Annotated in this window: 15 protein-coding genes, 5 tRNA genes and 1 riboswitch; of the genes, 5 read left to right on the forward strand and 15 right to left on the reverse strand. The window is 41.6% G+C overall.

Annotated elements, in window-relative coordinates; translation table 11 throughout:
• Window positions 1–250: 250 nt before the first annotated feature.
• On the forward strand, window positions 251–1,378 hold the full coding sequence (locus LMU01S_RS07510) for an LCP family glycopolymer transferase (protein ID WP_056959692.1): 1,128 nt from the start codon (window positions 251–253) through the stop codon (window positions 1,376–1,378).
• Window positions 1,379–1,603: 225 nt separating this feature from the next.
• Here the strand turns inward: LMU01S_RS07510 and LMU01S_RS07515 are convergent, their stop codons facing one another.
• From LMU01S_RS07515 to LMU01S_RS07535, 5 genes are all read right to left on the reverse strand, one after another.
• Window positions 1,604–2,842, reverse strand: a complete 1,239-nt coding sequence (locus LMU01S_RS07515; RefSeq protein WP_056959690.1) for a CHAP domain-containing protein — start codon at window positions 2,840–2,842, stop codon at window positions 1,604–1,606.
• A gap of 168 nt (window positions 2,843–3,010) precedes the next feature.
• Window positions 3,011–3,991, reverse strand: coding sequence for a beta-ketoacyl-ACP synthase III (locus tag LMU01S_RS07520; protein WP_056959688.1), 981 nt, complete (start codon window positions 3,989–3,991; stop codon window positions 3,011–3,013).
• 132 nt (window positions 3,992–4,123) lie between these two features.
• Window positions 4,124–4,209: transfer RNA gene (locus tag LMU01S_RS07525), tRNA-Leu, on the reverse strand.
• 49 nt (window positions 4,210–4,258) lie between these two features.
• The gene (locus LMU01S_RS07530; protein ID WP_056959686.1) at window positions 4,259–4,702 is read right to left on the reverse strand and encodes a SprT family protein; all 444 of its coding nucleotides are present in this window, start codon (window positions 4,700–4,702) and stop codon (window positions 4,259–4,261) included.
• Window positions 4,695–6,878, reverse strand: coding sequence for a Tex family protein (locus LMU01S_RS07535; RefSeq protein WP_056959684.1), 2,184 nt, complete (start codon window positions 6,876–6,878; stop codon window positions 4,695–4,697). Before LMU01S_RS07535 ends, LMU01S_RS07530 begins: the two co-directional genes overlap by 8 nt.
• 127 nt (window positions 6,879–7,005) lie before the next feature.
• Between LMU01S_RS07535 and recQ the strand changes: the two genes are divergently transcribed.
• A complete protein-coding gene (recQ, locus tag LMU01S_RS07540; protein ID WP_056959681.1) occupies window positions 7,006–8,781 on the forward strand; it encodes a DNA helicase RecQ in 1,776 nt (591 codons plus the stop codon).
• A 108-nt stretch (window positions 8,782–8,889) separates the two neighbouring features.
• On the opposite strand, the gene nadE is transcribed toward recQ, so the two are convergent.
• Together nadE and LMU01S_RS07550 are read right to left on the reverse strand one after the other, a co-directional pair.
• Window positions 8,890–9,717, reverse strand: a complete 828-nt coding sequence (gene nadE, locus LMU01S_RS07545; RefSeq protein ID WP_056959679.1) for an NAD(+) synthase — start codon at window positions 9,715–9,717, stop codon at window positions 8,890–8,892.
• Window positions 9,718–9,731: 14 nt separating this feature from the next.
• Window positions 9,732–11,201, reverse strand: coding sequence for a nicotinate phosphoribosyltransferase (locus LMU01S_RS07550; protein WP_056959677.1), 1,470 nt, complete (start codon window positions 11,199–11,201; stop codon window positions 9,732–9,734).
• Window positions 11,202–11,346: 145 nt separating this feature from the next.
• Between LMU01S_RS07550 and LMU01S_RS07555 the strand changes: the two genes are divergently transcribed.
• The 3 genes from LMU01S_RS07555 to LMU01S_RS07565 all read left to right on the forward strand — a co-directional run bounded on the left by LMU01S_RS07555 (window position 11,347) and on the right by LMU01S_RS07565 (window position 13,769).
• Window positions 11,347–12,081 (forward strand): WecB/TagA/CpsF family glycosyltransferase, encoded by a 735-nt coding sequence (locus tag LMU01S_RS07555; protein WP_056959676.1) that lies wholly within the window; start codon window positions 11,347–11,349, stop codon window positions 12,079–12,081.
• A gap of 78 nt (window positions 12,082–12,159) precedes the next feature.
• Window positions 12,160–12,204: riboswitch (PreQ1 riboswitch) on the forward strand.
• An 18-nt stretch (window positions 12,205–12,222) separates the two neighbouring features.
• The gene (locus tag LMU01S_RS07560) at window positions 12,223–13,215 is read left to right on the forward strand and encodes a nucleoside hydrolase (protein WP_056959674.1); all 993 of its coding nucleotides are present in this window, start codon (window positions 12,223–12,225) and stop codon (window positions 13,213–13,215) included.
• The gene (locus LMU01S_RS07565; protein ID WP_082613093.1) at window positions 13,215–13,769 is read left to right on the forward strand and encodes an ECF transporter S component; all 555 of its coding nucleotides are present in this window, start codon (window positions 13,215–13,217) and stop codon (window positions 13,767–13,769) included. Before LMU01S_RS07560 ends, LMU01S_RS07565 begins: the two co-directional genes overlap by 1 nt.
• A 49-nt stretch (window positions 13,770–13,818) precedes the next feature.
• On the opposite strand, the gene LMU01S_RS07570 is transcribed toward LMU01S_RS07565, so the two are convergent.
• From LMU01S_RS07570 to LMU01S_RS07605, 8 genes are all read right to left on the reverse strand, one after another.
• Complete coding sequence (locus tag LMU01S_RS07570; protein WP_056959670.1) at window positions 13,819–14,517, reverse strand: GntR family transcriptional regulator; 699 nt, start codon at window positions 14,515–14,517, stop codon at window positions 13,819–13,821.
• A 24-nt stretch (window positions 14,518–14,541) separates the two neighbouring features.
• Window positions 14,542–15,678, reverse strand: coding sequence for an N-acetylglucosamine-6-phosphate deacetylase (gene nagA / locus LMU01S_RS07575; protein WP_056959668.1), 1,137 nt, complete (start codon window positions 15,676–15,678; stop codon window positions 14,542–14,544).
• 74 nt (window positions 15,679–15,752) lie between these two features.
• Window positions 15,753–16,553, reverse strand: a complete 801-nt coding sequence (gene proC, locus LMU01S_RS07580; RefSeq protein ID WP_056959666.1) for a pyrroline-5-carboxylate reductase — start codon at window positions 16,551–16,553, stop codon at window positions 15,753–15,755.
• 66 nt (window positions 16,554–16,619) lie between these two features.
• Window positions 16,620–16,691: transfer RNA gene (locus tag LMU01S_RS07585), tRNA-Gln, on the reverse strand.
• Window positions 16,692–16,694: 3 nt separating this feature from the next.
• Window positions 16,695–16,780: transfer RNA gene (locus LMU01S_RS07590), tRNA-Tyr, on the reverse strand.
• A 191-nt stretch (window positions 16,781–16,971) separates the two neighbouring features.
• Entirely contained in the window at window positions 16,972–18,441 is a 1,470-nt protein-coding gene (locus LMU01S_RS07595; protein ID WP_056959665.1) for a peptide MFS transporter, read from the reverse strand.
• A gap of 412 nt (window positions 18,442–18,853) precedes the next feature.
• Window positions 18,854–18,926, reverse strand: a tRNA-Thr gene (locus LMU01S_RS07600).
• A gap of 10 nt (window positions 18,927–18,936) precedes the next feature.
• A tRNA-Glu gene (locus LMU01S_RS07605) sits at window positions 18,937–19,008 on the reverse strand.
• Window positions 19,009–19,020: the final 12 nt, after the last annotated feature.

The raw sequence follows: 19,020 nt of genomic DNA on the forward strand, positions 1-19,020 counted from the left end.
CTCTATATTTTTATTAACGGTCACCTCACTCCAAACTATCAATGTAAATTACCGTGTTGTTTTCACGATTTTGTAAACAATATGTAACATTACCGATTATAGCACAAAATCCCTTTATTTTCGGGCTTTTTACAAAAAGAAATATTTGACTTAAATCTTAATTTAAATTAAAATTCCTTCCTAAACCTTATATTTTATGTCCAAACGTGTATAATTCAATGAGAGAGCACAAAAATAAGGAGCACCATATATGAATAATGAAAATGAACCGCGATCAAGAAAAAGTTCGCCCTCGCATGTCAAAAAGCGTGATCCCAAATTACGCAAACGGGTCTGTTGGGCTTTACTGGCACTCACCTTGATCGTTTTTTTGGGAGTTGGAACTTACATATATCACATTCTAAATTCAGCTAAAGATACGTTAGACAAGACCTACAACGGTTCAAATGTAACTAAGAGTCGCGATGTTTCCTCCGTTCTAAAAGATAAGCGTCCGATCTCGATCTTGCTGCTTGGGACCGATACAGGTGATCTAGGGCGCGATGACACCGGGCGGACCGATACGATCATTGTCGCCACTTTAAATCCAGAAACTAAGACAACTACACTAACAAGCATCCCCCGTGATACTAAAGTCAAAGTCCCAGACTCGGTCAATTCATACGATAAAGTCAACTCAGCCTATACGATCGGTGGTGTCTCAACTGCGATCGAAACGATCCAAGATACACTTGATATCCCGATCGATTACTACGTATTAGTCAATATGCGTGGTCTGACACAGATCGTTGATGCCGTGGGTGGGATCACGATCAAACCGTTACTTACCTTCAAGTACGAAGATGCTGATGTAACTAAGGGCAAAACGGTAACGCTAAACGGAAAACAAGCCTTATCCTACTCACGAATGCGTTATGATGATCCGGAAGGTGATTACGGTCGGCAAAAACGGCAAAAGCAAGTCATCGAAGCCATCGTTAATAAATCACTTTCTGTTTCTGCGGTTTCTAACTATCAAAAATTACTTAAATCGATCGGAAGCAACATGCAGACCGACCTAACTTATGGCGATATGATCACGATCGCAACTAGCTACAAAGATGCTGGCCAAACGATCGAATCTAACGTGCTACAAGGACAAGATACTATGCTAGATGGGCTTTCATACCAAGTCGCATCTGCTTCTGAAAAGAAAAAAGTCTCAGATGCGATCCGAAAGCAACTCGGCTTAGATGCTTCAACTAAGAGCTTTGACGATGATTCGTCACTCACTGATCCAACTGGTAGTTCTACTTATCAGACCACTGATGATAAAACAACTACTTATAATCCTGACTATAGCGACACCTACGATCACACTGGAAATTACGCTTATTAACATATAAAAAGACACGCTCTAAATTGGGGCGTGTCTTTTTGGATGCTCTTGAATGATATGACTGCACCTACAAGCGTTTATACTCTCAAGGAAAGGGTTTTGTTTTATTAGGGCTATAAGGATACAGGCTGACCGCTTTTACTTGTCAGTGCTCTATTTTTAGAGCACAAAAAAGCTCATTGAAAATGAACTTGTCATCTTCAATGAGCTTTTTAAAAACTTATCTTAACGGTGAATGTAGATGTAGCTACCTGCACCAGAGATAGTTTGTGTGTTAGGACCAGCTGGATTGCTAAAGCCCATACCGCCTTGGCTGATCGTTACAGAGTTGCCGTTAACAGATTCAACATAAGCAACATGTCCGTAAGCACCATCAGCTGTCCATTGACCACCAACGGATTGGCCTGGTAAGAAGACAATGATCGAACCAGCAGCTGGTGAATGGTCTACTCTAAAGCCAGCAGCTGCTGCAGATGAACCCCATTGGCCACCATTGCCCCAGTTATTGCCAGCCCAAGGAGCAACTTGTTTTACGTACCATGTACATTGCCCCCATGGATATGTGTTACCTGCTACGATACCATGTGCGCTACCATCACCTTGGCTGATGCTACCAGCGTTAGAAGAACTTGTAGCTTCTGGTGTTGTTTTGTTTTCAGTAGCTTTGTTATCGTTGTTATTTGACTTGTTGTTGTCATCTTTCTTAGCATCAGCAACTTGTGCAGTTGCATTTGCTTTATCTTGAGCAAGTTTAACTGCATTTGCAGCTTCTTCATATTGAGCTTGTAAAGCCACTAAAGTAGCCTTGTTATCTTCGATCTTCTTGTTCAAGTCAGCTTGTTGTTGATCAGATTTTTCTTTCATTGATTTCAAATCATTTTGCTTTGTTTCAAGCTCAGATTTATCTGATTGCAAGTTAGCTTTTGTCTTTTCTTGTTCATTCAATAATGCTGTGTATTGATCTTTTGCTTCTTTAACGTCGTTCAAAGCTTCTTTGTTAGCTTGGTTCAACTTGTTGACCGCAAAAGTACGTGAAACTAAGTCAGAGAAGTCTTCTGAGTTGATCACGAAATCAAGGTAGATGTTACCACTAACTGTGTCACCAGATTTCTTTTGTAAAGCAACTAATTGACCCTTAAGTGCGTCGGTACGTTTTTCAACTTCGACCTTAGCACCTTCGATCTGACCATTTAACTTGTCGATCTTTTCATTTGATTGATCGATATCAGTCTTTAATTTTTCGATCTTTTCAGTGTTATCTGAGATCTGTTCTTGTAATTTAATGTTGTCAGCATTTGCTGAGGCAATATCTTTTAATAATTTATCTGTTTCACTCTTATTAGTATTGATCGCATTTTGAGTATCAGATACAGTATCTGCACTCACTGCTGTTGTTGTGTTTAAAACAGACACAGCCAACATACTAAGTGCGACTGTACTTGTAATCACTTTCTTTAAAAACATAATTTTGGATACCTCGTCGATTTATTTACTTTTCACAGTATACACTAGTAAGATTACAGAAATGTTACTCTTAAATTACATATTTGTACTTATTTATTTAGGTATGTTACTTAGAAATACGAAAAAAACCGTGTTTGTAACACTTACATCCACGGGACAAATTATATTTTATTTTCCAAATTCACTTAGATCTAACAAGATACTACCATAGGCTAACCCGGCACCAAAACCGGTCAACAAGACTTTTTTCGGTCGTTTCCCTTGCTCTAAAGCTTGTGCCAAAGCTAACGGGATCCCTACTGATGAAGTGTTTCCCGCTTCCGTGACATTGATCGCAAACTTGTCTAGGTCCAAAGCCAAATATTGCGCGATATTTTCGATCAACCGCAAATTAGCTTGGTGCGTGATCACAAGATCAAGGTCAGTTGTTTTGATACCATTATCTGCCAAAAATTCAGCGATATGAGCAGTAACGTCATTTGTTACAAAATTGTAAACTGCCCGTCCATCTTGGTAGAAGGCATCCAATTGTGGATAATTATCGGCAGCCACTTTTTGCAGCGGGGCTACCCGTCCACTGTGGATAACTTCAGTGTTGCCTTGGGTGGCGATCTTTTCCGCTAAATACGCTGTATTGCCGGCACTTTTTTCTAAGATCACCCCCGCAGCACCATCTCCAAAAAAGACTGCTGAGGTCCGATCAGTAAAGTCCAGCATCTTGGAATTAGTTTCCGCACTGATGACCATTGCCCGCTGATACATCCCGCTGCGGATAAATTTTTCAGCAGTTGCCAGGGCAAAGATAAAGCCCGCACACGCAGCGGATAAGTCATACGCAAAGGCGTTGCTAGCTTGGATATTTTTTTGGACGATCGCAGCTGTCGCTGGTGTTAAAGCATCGGGTGTGATCGTTGATACAATGATCAGATCGATTTGGGTCGCAGCTAACTTAGCTTGCTGTAATAACTTTTGGGCGACCTTTGTAGCTAGATCTGACGTATTTTCAGCGATCGCATAGTGCCGTTTTTTGATCCCAGTATGAGACACGATCCATTCATCGGACGTATCCATCAACTGACTCAATTCATCATTAGTCACTACCTTTTCAGGAAGATACCCCGCACTTGCGGTAATTTTTACGGCTGTCATAGTAGGCCCTCTTTCCAAAATATTTATCATTAGCTTTATGATAACATATCGCTTTGTGGATAAACTACCTCTTTAGCTTTTATCCACAAATGAAAAAACAGGACTGTGAATATTCACAGCCCTGCTTAGCGATGCGGGTAAATGGATTCGAACCATCACGAGCTCAATTGCTCACCAGATCCTTAGTCTGACGCGTCTGCCAATTCCGCCATACCCGCGACAACAGAATTAATTATAGCAGACAAACCAGACCACTGCAACTATTTTTTAGATTTTTTTCAAAAGCCGTAACTTTCCGTGACAACGACTACAGACAAAACGTTTGATATCGATTTGACGTTGGCGCAGGTAGCTTTGCCCGCACTTTTGACAACAGTAGGTGTAGCGGTAATTCTTGCTACTGGCTGGAGCATACCGTAAACCTCCGACCTGATGCAATAATTGTTTAAAATCCTGATCACGGTGTCGGTATCCTTGTCCTGTCAAATGTAGATGGTAGTGACAAAGCTCATGCTTGATCGTTCCGATAAGGGTAGCTTTGCCATGTTTAGTCAACATCTTTTCATTGATCTCGATATCATGACTCGTTAATAAATAACGGCCCCCAGTGGTTTTCAAACGCCGATTGAAGTAAGCGCGGTGGATAAAAGGACGTTTGAAATACCGCAATGAGAGCTCTTCGACTAATGCTTGAAGTTGTTGCTCAGTCATCAGCTGGTGCTAACATGCTCAACTGGATGCGCCCACGCTTAAGATCGACATCCGTCACATAAACATCAACGATATCACCGACTGCGACGACTTGACTTGGATGTTTGATAAATTTTTGACTCATCTTAGAGACGTGAACTAAGCCATCTTGCTTGACCCCAATATCCACAAAAGCACCAAAATCGACCACATTACGCACCGTCCCCTGTAAATTCATCCCTACCTTAAGATCTTCTAAGTGTAAGACATCGGCTTTTAGTAGTGGTGCTGGCATGGAATCACGTAATGTACGGCCCGGTTTCTTTAAGCTTGCTACGATATCTTTGACCGTGGCTAGTCCCGCTTGATTGGCTTTAGCAAAAGCTTTAGCATCAAAATGTGCTAACTTTTCTTCCGCCCAAGCAGTCCCGATCTGAGCTGGGTCGATCTTTACTTTAGCTAAGATCGCTTTCGCTAAAGGATAGCTTTCCGGGTGAATATCAGTGTTATCAAAAACATTTTTTCCCCCAATGATCCGCAAGAAACCAGCAGCTTGCTCGTAGGCTTTTTGGCCTAATCGGGCAACTTTTTTGAGCTGGGTCCGCGTGGTAAAGCGCCCATTTTCATCCCGATAAGCGACGATATTTTTGGCAGTCGTCTTATTTAGTCCCGAAATATGTTGCAATAAAGCGGCGCTAGCGGTATTTAAATTGACCCCGGCTTGATTGACCCCAGTTTCGATCACCGTTTGGAGTTTATCATCTAATTCTTTTTCGGGCAGATCGTGTTGATACTGACCGACCCCGATCGCTTTAGGATCGATCTTGATCAATTCCGCTAACGGATCTTGTAACCGCCGAGCAATACTTACCGCTGAACGCTCTTCGACATTAAAGTCAGGAAATTCTTCACGCGCTTGGGCACTGGCAGAATAAACTGAGGCCCCAGCTTCGTTGACGATCACATAATAGACTTGCTTGTGCTTTAGCTCGCTTAAAACTTCGGCCACAAAACTTTCCGATTCCCGACTCGCTGTCCCATTACCGATCGCGATCATTTCAACTTGATATTTTTCAAGTAATTCAAGCAAAATTTGCTTTGCTTGAGCTCGTTTTTTAGGATCTGGGCGCTTGCCTTTAGCTTTTTCATGGGGATAGATCACTGCTTTAGCTAAAAATTTTCCAGTTGGATCAACGATAGCTAATTTACACCCTGTTCTAAAAGCAGGATCAAGTCCTAAAACAGTCTTGCCTTTCAAAGGCGCTTGCATCAATAAGTGGTAAAGATTATCACCAAAGACTGCGATCGCACTAGCAGCCGCCCGCGCTGTTAGTTCTTTACGCAATTCGCGTTCGATCGCTTGCCGGATAAAGCGGCGATAGGCATCGGTATACGCTTGTTCCACGTATTGCATACTTGGCCCTGACTTTTGCCCGATGATCCGTGCATGAAAATAGCGTAGCACATACTCATCATCGAGTTTGACTTTGACTTGTAAGATCTTTTCCTTTTCTCCCCGGTCAAGGGCTAAGATCCGATGGTCTAAGATCGTTTTGATCCCTTCTTCAAAGCGATAATAATCCTGATAGATCCCCTTTTCATCTAAACTTTCATCTTTGACTTTTGCTACTAACTTTCCCTTGGTTTGAGCATGCTTTCTGACCCAAGCCCGTAGACTTGCATCCTCACCAAAAGCTTCAGCTAAGATCTCATGCGCACCTGCCAAAGCTTCTTTTGGCGTCTTGAGCCCTTTTTTGGGATCGACATATTTTTGAGCTTGGCTAATAACATCTTCTGGGCTATCTGTCAGTAAAAATTTAGCTAGACCTTCTAAGCCTCGTTGCCGTGCGATCTGAGCTTTTGTCTGCCGTTTTTGCTTAAACGGTAGGTAAAGGTCTTCGAGCTGTTGTAATGTTTTGGCTTGAGCTAACTGTTGCTCTAGTTTAGGTGTTAATTTCTTTTGCTCAGCTATTTTAGCTGTAACATCAGCCCGTCTTTTTTCAAGTTTTTCAACTTGCTGGTAAGTCGCGGTGATCTCACGCAATTGAACTTCATCTAAGCTTCCCGTTGCTTCTTTACGATAACGGGCGATAAATGGGATCGTATTGCCCTCTTCAACTAATTTTAGAACTTGCTTGATCTGATCAGGACGATAGGCTAACTGTTGCTCAACTAATTGCAAGTAATCTGCTTCCACATTTTTCCCCTCACATTCTATGATTTAACTAGATTATAGTGATTTTTTGATAAATGAACAAGTTTGCGCTTCGGTCAATAAAAGACTAAAATCATACGTGACACTATTTTAAAGGGGGCAGCATTTTTTGACACCGAAAGCAGCACTTAAACATTACTTTGGTTATACCGAATTTAAAGCCGGCCAAAAAAAGGTGATCGACTTGCTCTTAGAACATAAAAATACTCTTGCACTCTTACCAACTGGGGGCGGGAAATCCCTGTGCTATCAGATCCCGGCACTCTTAGAAGATGGTTTGACCTTAGTCATCTCGCCTTTGATCTCACTGATGAAAGACCAAGTCGATAGTTTACAACAAAATGGGATCCCCGCTGCCTTTATCAACAGTTCCCAGGAATTTGAAACTGCTAAAGCGGTCTTAACAAAAGCCCGCCGGCACGAATTAAAATTGCTCTATATCGCTCCTGAGCGCTTAGAAAATCAATTTTTCTTAGAATTACTGCAGACCTTACCGGTTTCTTTAGTCGCAGTTGATGAAGCACACTGTATCTCTCAATGGGGCCATGATTTTCGTCCCAGTTATTTAAAATTACCAGCTTTATTAGCTCAACTGCCGGTCTCTCCTACGCTAGTTGCCTTGACCGCTACCGCTACCCCACAAGTTGCCCAAGATATCAAAGAATTACTTATGATCCCCGCTGAAAATGAAGTCAAAACGAGCTTTGCCCGCGATAATTTGACCTTCAAGCTTATCAAAGGCACTGATTTTGAACATTATCTTCTCAGCTATCTCAAACAAAATCCCAATGATTCTGGTATCATCTACGCCTCGACTCGCAAAAAAGTCGAACAGTTAGGCATCATGTTAAATAAAATGGGGATCAAAGCGGGCATTTACCATGCAGGCTTAAGTGAATTACAACGGCGTGAAAGCCAAGAAGATTTTCTTTACGATCGTACCCCCATCATGGTCGCTACCAATGCTTTTGGAATGGGGATCGATAAAAGTAACGTACGCTTTGTGATCCATGCCCAAGTTCCCGGTAGTCTAGAGGCCTATTATCAAGAAGCTGGTCGCGCCGGACGTGACGGACTACCAAGCGAAGCGATCTTATTTTACAAAGATGCTGACTTGCAAGTCCAACGTTTCTTTATCGACAATTCCCAAGCCGACGAACAACACCGTGAATTTGATTACCAAAAACTCCAAGCCTTGACTCGCTATGCTAATACCGAAGAATGTTTACAACGCTTCTTAGTCCAATACTTCGGTCAAGATTGTCCTGATTGTCAAAAATGTACAAACTGTACTGATACCCGTGAAAAACAAGACATCACTAAAGAAGCTCAGATGATCATGTCGTGTATCGTGCGTATGCAATCGCGCTTTGGCAAAAAGATCGTTGCCCAAGTTTTAGCCGGTTCTAAGGCTAAACGAATCCTTGAATTAAATTTCGATCAGCTTTCAACGTATGGTATCATGCACAAAAAAACTAAAGAGATCGAAACTTTGATCGACTTTTTGACTGCCAGTGGTTATCTCAAAACAAGCAGTGGGCAATTCCCCACACTCCATGTGACCCAAACAGGGCTAGCCGTCTTACGCAACCAAGCAAGAGTTTACGCACGCAGCGAAAAAGCTGAGCGCAACAGCAAACAACGGGTGGAAAGTGGCTTATTTGAACGTCTCCGCCAGTTGCGCCGTCAGCTGGCTGAAGCTCAACATGTACCACCATTTGTCATCTTCTCCGATCAGGCCTTACAAGACATGTGTGTGCTCTTACCGTCAAATGAGATGGAATTCTTAGAAGTCAAAGGTGTCGGGCATAGTAAACTTGAAAAATACGGGACGATCTTTTTAGACGCCATCAAAGAATATAAGAATGACAAACAGCGCGAGTAATTTCGTACAAATGACAAAAATCCATCAAGATGTTTTTTGCATCTCGATGGATTTTTTGTTATCTGCTAAATATCACAGTCTTTTTTGTCTGCGCATATTTATTTAAGATCATTTCCAAAATGTATCGTAGACCGTGATCGGTAAATGGCGTTTATGTCTTGTCTTGACAAACCAATTTTCGATCTTTTCAGCCGCATCAGCACGCACTTCTTTACCCTCTAAATAGTCATCGATGTCATCATAAGTCACACCTAAGGCTACTTCATCTGGTAAAGCTGGACGATCTTCTTCTAGATCAGCTGTCGGTGTCTTTTGATAAAGATGTTCAGGCGCACCTAAGACTTCTAGCATTGCTCTACCTTGGCGTTTGTTTAACCGCCATAATGGCATGATATCAGCACCGCCATCCCCAAATTTGGTGTAAAAGCCAGTGATCGCTTCAGCAGCGTGGTCAGTACCTACAACCGCCCCACTGTTTGCACCTGCGATCGCATATTGGGCGATCATGCGTTGACGTGCCTTGATATTACCCTTGTTAAAGTCACTTATCGTCACATCATTAGCTTGAACTGCCGCTACCATTGCATCGGCAGCTTCTTTGATGTTGACTCGCATCATTTCATCAGCTTGCATAAATTCGATCGCATCCAAAGCATCACTTTCATCGGCCTGGGTCCCATAAGGTAAGCGCACAGCGATAAATTTATAACTGTCATCACCTGTCTTTTCACGCAATTCAGTGATCGCCATTTGACATAACTTGCCACATAACGTTGAATCTTGGCCCCCAGAGATCCCTAATACAAGGGTCTTTAAAAATGGATGCTTGCACAGATAAGCTTTTATAAAATCGATCGAGCGTCTGATCTCAACTTCCGGATCGATCGTTGGTTGGACTTTTAATTCAGTAATGATCTCTTGTTGTAATGTTCTCATTAACTTTGACCTTCTTACTTTTCAAGTTTTTGATTGATACTTTCACGAACCTCTTTAATGATCTTCATCTTATTGTCGTAACATTTCTGTGAAAGGTCGACTGGATAATCTTGCGGGTTTAGATCGCGCTTGTATTCTTCCCAAAGACTATCTAAATGCAATTTGGAATATTCTTTGATCTTCTCTAAAGTCGGCAGCTCATAGACTAACTCACCTGCTTTGAAAATATCACGCAATAAAGGTCGTGCATTAAAATCAGTCACATCTTTATTGATATAGGTATATTGTGGATGGAACATATACAGTGATTTTTCCTTGCGTGGATCTTCATCCCCGATCGTAATGTAATCACCTTCAGATTTACCATCGGTCTTTTTAGTGATCCGCCAGACTTGCTTACGTCCTGGAGTCGATACTTTTTCGGCATTACTTGAGATCTTGATCGTATCTTCTAATACACCATTTTCGTCCTCGATCGCTACCATCTTGTAGACCGCACCTAAAGCAGGTTGATCATAGGCCGTGATAAGCTTAGTGCCCACACCCCAAACGTCGATCTTAGCCCCTTGCATCTTCAAGTTGGTGATCGTCTTTTCATCTAGATCGTTTGACGCATAGATCTTAGCATTAGGAAAACCTGCTTCATCTAGTTGTTCCCGAACACGTTTTGAAATATAAGCCATATCGCCAGAATCGATCCGGACCCCTAAGAAATTGATCTGATCGCCTAGTTCTTTAGCTACTTTGATCGCATTTGGCACACCTGAACGCAAAGTGTCATAAGTATCAACTAAAAAGACACAATCTTTATGCGTTTTAGCATATGCCATAAAAGCATCATAATCATTGCGGTAAGCTTGCACTAAGGCATGAGCATGTGTTCCACTAGCTGGGATCCCAAAGATCTTAGCTGCCCGTACATTGCTGGTCGCATCAAAGCCTCCGATATAGGCCGCCCGCGTCCCCCACAAAGCTGCATCAAATTCTTGTGCGCGCCGTGTTCCAAATTCAAGCAAGGCATCATCCCCACAAGCTGAACGGACACGGGCTGCTTTGGTTGCGATCAAAGTTTGATAATTAACGATATTCAAAATCGCTGTTTCGACTAATTGGCAATCTACCAATGGGCCTTCCACTTGGAGCAAAGGTTCATTGTTGAAGACGACTTCCCCTTCAACGACTGAACGGATCGTCGCTTTAAATTTAAAATTGCGGAGATATTCGATAAAATCATCCGGATAGTCGCCGATCTCTTTTAAGTAGGCGAGATCATGTTCAGTAAAGCGCAAATTTTGAATATAATCAACAATACGCTCTAAGCCTGCAAAGATCGCATACCCATTTTGAAACGGCAGCTTACGAAAATAAACTTCAAAAATTGCCTTACGCTCTGCCAGACCCTGGCGCCAATATGTCTGCATCATATTGATCTGATAAGCATCAGTATGCAATGTATAACTGTCGTCTGGATATAATTTAACCATTTCTTTCCTCTTCATTAATCAATTGTTTTTCCGAAAATTTTTTAGCGGATTTGACTATATGAGTTTAATTTTATCACTTTTGAGCCAAAACACCAATCTAACTGCTATAATAATAACAGATCCTTAGAGTTAAATGAGGTATATCATGCAAAATAATTTTGAGACTGTAAATGTTTTGGGGCTTGATTTTATCAAAGCCACCCAAACTGAATTTTTGGAACAACTAAAACGCGATAGCCAAACTAAAGCTAACCGTTTTATCGTGACTGCTAACCCTGAGATCGTCTTAGCAGCTAAAGATGATCTTGCCTATGCTAAAACTATTCGTAGTGCCGATTATGTCACAGCTGATGGGATCGGGATCATCAAAGGGGCTAAGATCTTAGGTGAGCCTTTACCTGAGCGTGTGACTGGCTATGATACGCTGATCGCCTTACTTTCTTTTGCCAACAAACATCAAAAACGCGTCTTTTTCTTAGGTGCTAGACCTGCTGTCTTACAACAAGTTTTAACTAAAGTAGCTACCAACTATCCAAATCTAGTGATCTCTGGAAGTTGTGATGGCTACTTTAAAGATGAAGCCAAAGTTGCTGAGCAGATCAAACAAGCTGAGCCTGACTTTGTTTTTGTCGCTTTAGGTTTTCCTAAACAAGAGTTCTTTATCGCTAAATACCAAGACCTTGCTTCTGCGATCTGGATGGGCGTGGGGGGAAGCTTTGATGTTTTATCTGGTCAAACTAAGCGCGCGCCTAAATGGTGGATCGATCACCATCTCGAATGGGCTTATCGTTTATTAAAAGAACCGAGTCGTTTTTTTCGCATGTTGGCTTTGCCTAAATATCTCTTATTGGTCTATCGCAAAAAATATCTTAAGTATTGATCTTTAGAGCCGTTAGCTGTTGTTTAACGGCTTATTTTTTTCTATAATGGAAAATGCATTTATAAAAATCAAGGATAACTTGGACTGGTTCGTAAACTTCCCAGGATAAAAAACCAAGAATCTCATAAGGAGGTAGGAAATATGAATGCAACTCTTCGCAAAAAAGTTATTATCGACTGTGACCCTGGTATCGATGATAGCCTAGCTTTGATGCTAGCGCTCGCATCGCCTGAACTTGATGTTCTCGGGATCACCACAGTCGCTGGTAATGTCCCTTCAGATCTAGGTGCTAAAAATGCACTCAAAATTTTAGCTCATTGTCATCAATTAAAGATCCCCGTTTACCGTGGTGCAGATCGCCCTTTAAAGCGTGACTATGTCAGTGCCCAAGATACCCATGGAAATGATGGTTTAGGTCAAAGCAAACTGCCTGAAATACATAAAAACTATCACTCAAATGCTTGTGAATTTATCAATGAAACGCTTAGAAAAGAGCAAGATGTAACGCTCATTGCCCTTGGTCCTTTGACTAATATCGCTTTAGCCCACCAAAAAGATCCCAAAGCTTGGCAAAATTGCACGCGTTTCGTGTCCATGGGGGGAAATTTTAAAAGCTTTGGCAATTGTTCTCCCGTAGCCGAATACAATTATTGGTGTGATCCTGATGCAGCGGCTTATTGTTTTGAGCACTTACCTGTCAAGCTCGAAATGATCGGCCTTGATGTTACCCGCAAAATGCTTTTTACCCCCAACATACTTGAATTGATCTACCAAAATGCACCTAAGGAAGCTGAATTCATTCAAAAAATCACGCGCTTTTATTTTGATTTTCATTGGCAATATGAAAAAGTCATCGGTTGTGTCATAAATGATCCTTTAGCTGTCCTCTATACGATCTTTCCTGAGCTTTGTGCTGGCTTTGATGCTAATACTCAGATCGTTACTTCAGGGATCGCACTTGGGCAAAGCATCGTTGATGAGAAAAATTTTTGGCACCGTTCTCCTAACAGTCACGTCTTAGTAAAAGTCGATGCCTTAAAAGCGATGCAACTCTTTTTAGCACGCACTTGTGGGTTAGAGCTTGAAATGTTAGCCCAGGTCTTACCACAGATCACAATTCTGGAGGGGAAATGATGCTTAAAAAAATGACACCAAAAACATTGACGCTCTGTGCTTTCGGGATCGCTTTAAATATCGTTGGTAGTAATCTAGCCTTATTTTTACATCTACCACTTTACCTTGATACCCTAGGAACAATGCTTTGTGCCGCTTTGCTTGGCCCACTCTTAGGCATGCTTGTTGGCGCAAGTACCGCCCTTTTTGTTGGCCTGACTACCGATGTCTTTTCCTTGTATTATTCGCCGATCCAATTATTGATCGGGGCGATCGTTGGTCTGCTTTTCAAATATCTCCGTTCCCCTAAAAATTGGCAGATCTTAAGCGCAGCTGGTGTGATCTCTTTACCTGGAACTTTGACGAGTACCGCGATCACTTACTTCTTATTTAACGGTATCACTAGTTCAGGTTCTAGCATGTTGGTCCAACTCTTAAGTGGTTTGGGACTACAAAAAGCTTTAGCGATCTTTTTAGTTCAGCTAGGAACTGATTATTTAGACCGGCTGTTGACTTTTTACTTGGTCTTACTGATCGTTTCAGCGCTCAAAAAGCGCCAACTTTTTACTGCTTAAAAAATTAAGCGACATCCAAGCCTTATTTTTGGCTTGGATGTCGCTTTTTTTATTTTTCTAAATAAAATTCAAACCGCTCACCAGCATACTGGGTCCGAACATATTCAAAGGGACGTCCATCCCCTAATCTAGTGATCTGACGCAACCGCAAGATCGCTGAACCACGTTTTAAGTCAAGATATTCGGCGATCTTTTCAGAAGCCAACATCGAGCTGACCGTTTGTTGCGCATGGCCGATCGTTAGTCCATTTTCTTGTAACGTTCCGTAAAGTGAGTTAGTGATCTGTTTTCTTGCATAATCTTTGATCAGATCATACGGCAAAGTCGCCACTTCAAAACAGATCGGAACTTCATCGGCATATCTGATCCGCTCCATTCGCAAGACTTTTTGACCAGGCTTTAACTTTAAATGCTCACTTTCACTAAGCGAAGGGGCAGTCACCAAATAAGAGACCGTCTTACTGGAAGGCGTCTTTCCTTGCGCTTCTGTCAACGCCGTAAAACTCGTGACTCCAGACATCTTTTCTTGGACCTTTTTGCGCGCTACATAAGTGCCTGACCCGATATGGCGCTCTAAGATCCCTTCTTCAACTAAAGTCTGGATCGCTTGGCGCAAGGTCATTCGACTGACACCAAACTGCACCGCCAGATCGCGCTCTGATGGGATCCGATCACCGACCGCCCAGCGATTGGCTTCGATCTCTTGTTTGATTTTGTTATGGATCTGAATGTAAATTGGTGAACCCATGACTACCACCTTCCATATTTGGAATTATTTTTTGAATCGGCGTCCAAAACTATATGTTTCGACTAGATCAAGCTCATGATCAAAGACGTTAAAATCAGCATCTTTTCCCACTGCTAACACACCTTTTTGAGTCAAACCAAACTCTTTGGCTTGATTTAAGGAAGTCATCTTGATCGCATCTTCTAATGAACACCCGGTAAACTTCATAATATTTACAAAAGCGTCCTTATATTGTAAAACACTTCCGGCCAAATTACCACTCTCAAGGCGAGCTTGTTTGTCTTTAACGATAACTTTTTGACCACCTAATTCAGAGACTCCTTCTGGCATGCCCTTAGCTCGCATCGAATCAGTTACTAATTCGATCTTATCTGGTCCTTTTAATTCATACGCTAATTTGATCATATCAGGACACACATGGAACCCATCAGCGATCAATTCACAATAGATATTATCTTCGAGCAAAGCGTGACCTGTCACACCAGGTTCACGATGTTTGAATTCGCGTTGTGCGTTATACAAATGCGTTACGTGACTGGCACGAGAATGCTTCATCTGTTCTCGAGTCGCATTACTGTGTCCAACAGAAGGAACGATCCCATGTTCTAAACAGTATTGCTCAAATTCCGGCGAAGTTTCATGCTCAGGTGCATAGGTCACTAATTTGATCATATTACCGGATAATTCGTTCCAATGATCAAATAATTTTGTATCTGGAGCTTGGATATATTCTTCTGGTTGGGCTCCCTTAAAAACTGGTGAAACAAAAGGACCTTCTAAGTGGATACCTTGAATAACTGGATTCTTAGCCGCCGCTTCTTTGATCGCTGTCATCGCATGGGCAATATTTTCTGGTGATTGGGTCATTGTCGTTGGAAAATAAGTCGTGACACCTTCATAGACCATATCATCGACCATTTCACTCAATTCTTTTGCATTACCATCCATGGCATCAAAATTATAGCCACCGTGACTATGTACATCGATAAAGCCTGGCACGATGAGCTTACCTTCAACATCGATCACCTCTTGATCAGCTGGTGAAACTCGATACTCACTCATTGGACCGATCGCCTCGATCTGCTCATCAAATCGAATATAGGCGTCATCTATCTTATCTTCTCCGGTGTAAACAACAGCATGCTTGATAACTTTGCTCATAATTGGACCCGCTTTCTTATTTTAATTACATCTTAATAGTAATAGGTATAGACCAAAATTACAAGCACAAACGCTTATTTTCCTTGATCTTTATTGATCGTCGCATCCATGCCCTTGATCACAGCTGTCATAAAGCCAGCTTCTTCCATAGCAAGTAAGCCAGCGATCGTCGTCCCACCAGGTGAACAAACATCATCAACTAGTTGCATCGGTGTCTTTTGATCAGCTAAAACTTTTTGTGCACTCCCTAAAACAGCTTGGGCTGCGATCTTGGTCGCTTGATCTTTTTTCAAGCCATATTTGACTCCAGCTCGTGACATCGCATCAATGAAAAAGTAAACATAAGCTGGCGAACTACCCGCTAAAGCGACAAAGGTACTAAAATCTTTTTCGGGTAAGATCTCAGTTTGGCCGATCATTTCAAAGAGTCCTTTGACGCGTAAAAAATTAGTCTCAGTCGCAGCAGGACTTGCATTCAAAGCTGTCATTCCTGCTGCGATCTCTGCATTGACATTTGGCATGATCCTAATGACCTCTAGCTCTTTAGGTGTCAGCTCTAACAAATCAGCGATCTCTGCGATAGATACTCCCGTCACCATCGAAACGACGACTGGCTTTTTGGCTTGGACGGTTTCTTTGATCTCGTGTAAGACCTCAGCTAACACAAGCGGTTTGACTGCTAAGAAAATAATGTCTGCCTTTGAAACGACCTCTGTATTGCTAGTACAAGCGTGTAGTCCATGTTCTTTAGCATATGGTTCATAGCTTGCTTTATGGGCGCTGTGGAGATAGATCTCAGCTTTTTGCCCTTGACTCAACCAGCCATTGATAATTGCCCGTGCCATATTTCCAGCACCGATAAATCCTAATTTCATTTGCTCACCTGCTTTTTTAAATTAAAAAAAAGGTCACGACCTAATTAAGTCGTGACCTATCAGTCATTGGGCTAGCTGGATTCGAACCAGCGCATGACGGTACCAAAAACCGTTGCCTTACCGCTTGGCTATAGCCCAATATGGTGGAAGGGAGTGGATTCGAACCACCGAACCCGAAGGAGCGGATTTACAGTCCGCCGCGTTTAGCCAGACTTCGCTACCCTTCCGTATTCCATATCTCATATCAGATGACTTAACGCATCCGACTTAATTATAATACCCTGTTTAGGATCAAAATGCAACACTTTTTGAAAACTTTTTTAAATAATTTTTTTCTGACCCTTTTTAAAGCTTTAAACTAATCTGCTATAAAAAAACTGTACCGCTGATCTGAAGTGATCTGCGATACAGTCAAATGTTAATTAACGTTTTCCATTAGTTTTTTGATACGTGGTGTTAAAACTAAAAGTAATCCACCAAAGACTACGGTAACGATCCCGATCGTCCCAAAGTATACTACTTCAGTTCCATCATTGTAGAGACGTACGATCTGTGCATTGAAGGCTTGGGCCACCGCGTCACCTAAGAACCAAATACTCATCATTTGAGCTTGGAAAGCTTTAGGAGCTAATTTAGTCGTCACAGAAAGGCCGATCGGTGAGATCAACATTTCCCCGATGATAACTAAAGCCCAACTCATGATCAACCATAATGGACTGACCTTAGTATCGGTTCCAAATAAAAGCCCTGGTAACATCATCCAGATAAAGGAAGCCCCAGCAAAGAACAGACCAAAGGAGAACTTCATTGGTGATGATGGTTGTTTCTTCCCTAATTTAGTCCATAATTTGGCAAAGAATGGAACATACAGCATGATGAAAAGTGGGTTCATACTTTGGAACCAGCTTGATGGGAAGTTAAAGCCAAATAATGATAACCGTGTTTGTTCGTTAGCAAATAATGCTAAAACAACTGAGCCTTGTTCTTCGATCGACCAGAAAAGCACAGATGCGATGAACAATGGGATATAGGCTAATACACGTGAACGTTCAACTTTATCGATCTTGTTACTTGCCAAGATCTTAACGAAGTAATAAACCGGAATACATACCGCAAAGATCGTCAATAAGTTGATGATGTTCATGATCGTAAACATATTAAAGAGCAACATCAAGGCAATGATCAAGGCGATCAAGACGCTCCAAACAGCAGTCTTTCTACCCAAACTCTTCATTTCATCTGGTTCAAGTGGATCAGTTGGATATAAGCTTTCTTTAGAAAGATACTTCCGACCATCGATCGAGTATTGGATCAAACCAAAGAACATCCCGATCGCTGCTAGTGAAAAGCCAAGGTGGAAGTTGACTTGTTGACCTAGCCAACCAACTGTTAGCGGTGCGATGAATGCACCCATGTTGATCCCAAAGACAAAGATACTAAAACCTGAATCTCTTCTCGTATCTTCAGGGGTATACAAGCCACCGACCATTTCAGAAACATTTGGTTTAAGTAGCCCTGTCCCGATCACGATCAAAGCGATCGATAAGAAGAGCGCCATTTTGCCAAATGGAGTCGCTAAAACGATATGCCCTAACATGATCAAGACCCCACCGATAAAGACTGTTTTCCGACTTCCCCAGATACGGTCACTGACAAAACCACCGATCACACTTGATAAGTAAACAAGCGAACCATAGATCGACATAATTGAAGCTGCTGTCGTCTTATCAAAACCAAGACCGCCTTGTGAGACGGAATAATACATATAGTAAAGTAAGATGGCACGCATACCATAGTAACTAAATCTTTCCCACATTTCTGTGAAAAAGAGCGTTGATAAACCGCGTGGATGCCCTAAAAAAGTGGGCTCCTGTGTTTTATCTGTCATTTAAATTCCTCCAAACAATGCCAAAAGACATTAATTGTTCGTTACACAATTACAATACATTGAACAAATAATAAGAAAAATGCAATGTATAACAGTACTATTATAAGTTTCAAAAAATGATACGTCAAATAAACATTAGAATAAATTTACTGGAAATGCCCCTTAACTAAGAATAATTACATTATTATATCATCATTTTTTGCATAAATAGTTAAAACAATGGATGAAATACGCTATTTAACTTAAATTCCAACATTTTTTCTCAAATGTCTTATTTCACACTAATTCACCTGAGCAAGTTAAGTTATTTAAGAAATTTTCTCAGAAAACTTATGTTATTCAGATACTTAAGTTTTCTTATACAAAAAAAGACCTAGGAATTTTCCTAGATCTCTTACCGTGTAAAACCTACTGCCGGTTGCAGGATTCGAACCTGTGACCCTCGGTTTACGATACCGATGCTCTACCAACTGAGCTAAACCGGCGAAATAATGATGACCCGTACGGGATTTGAACCCATGTTACCGCCGTGAAAGGGCGGTGTCTTAACCACTTGACCAACGGGCCATGATATAAAAA

This window comes from Ligilactobacillus murinus DSM 20452 = NBRC 14221, from assembly GCF_001591685.1.
Lineage (GTDB): Bacteria > Bacillota > Bacilli > Lactobacillales > Lactobacillaceae > Ligilactobacillus > Ligilactobacillus murinus.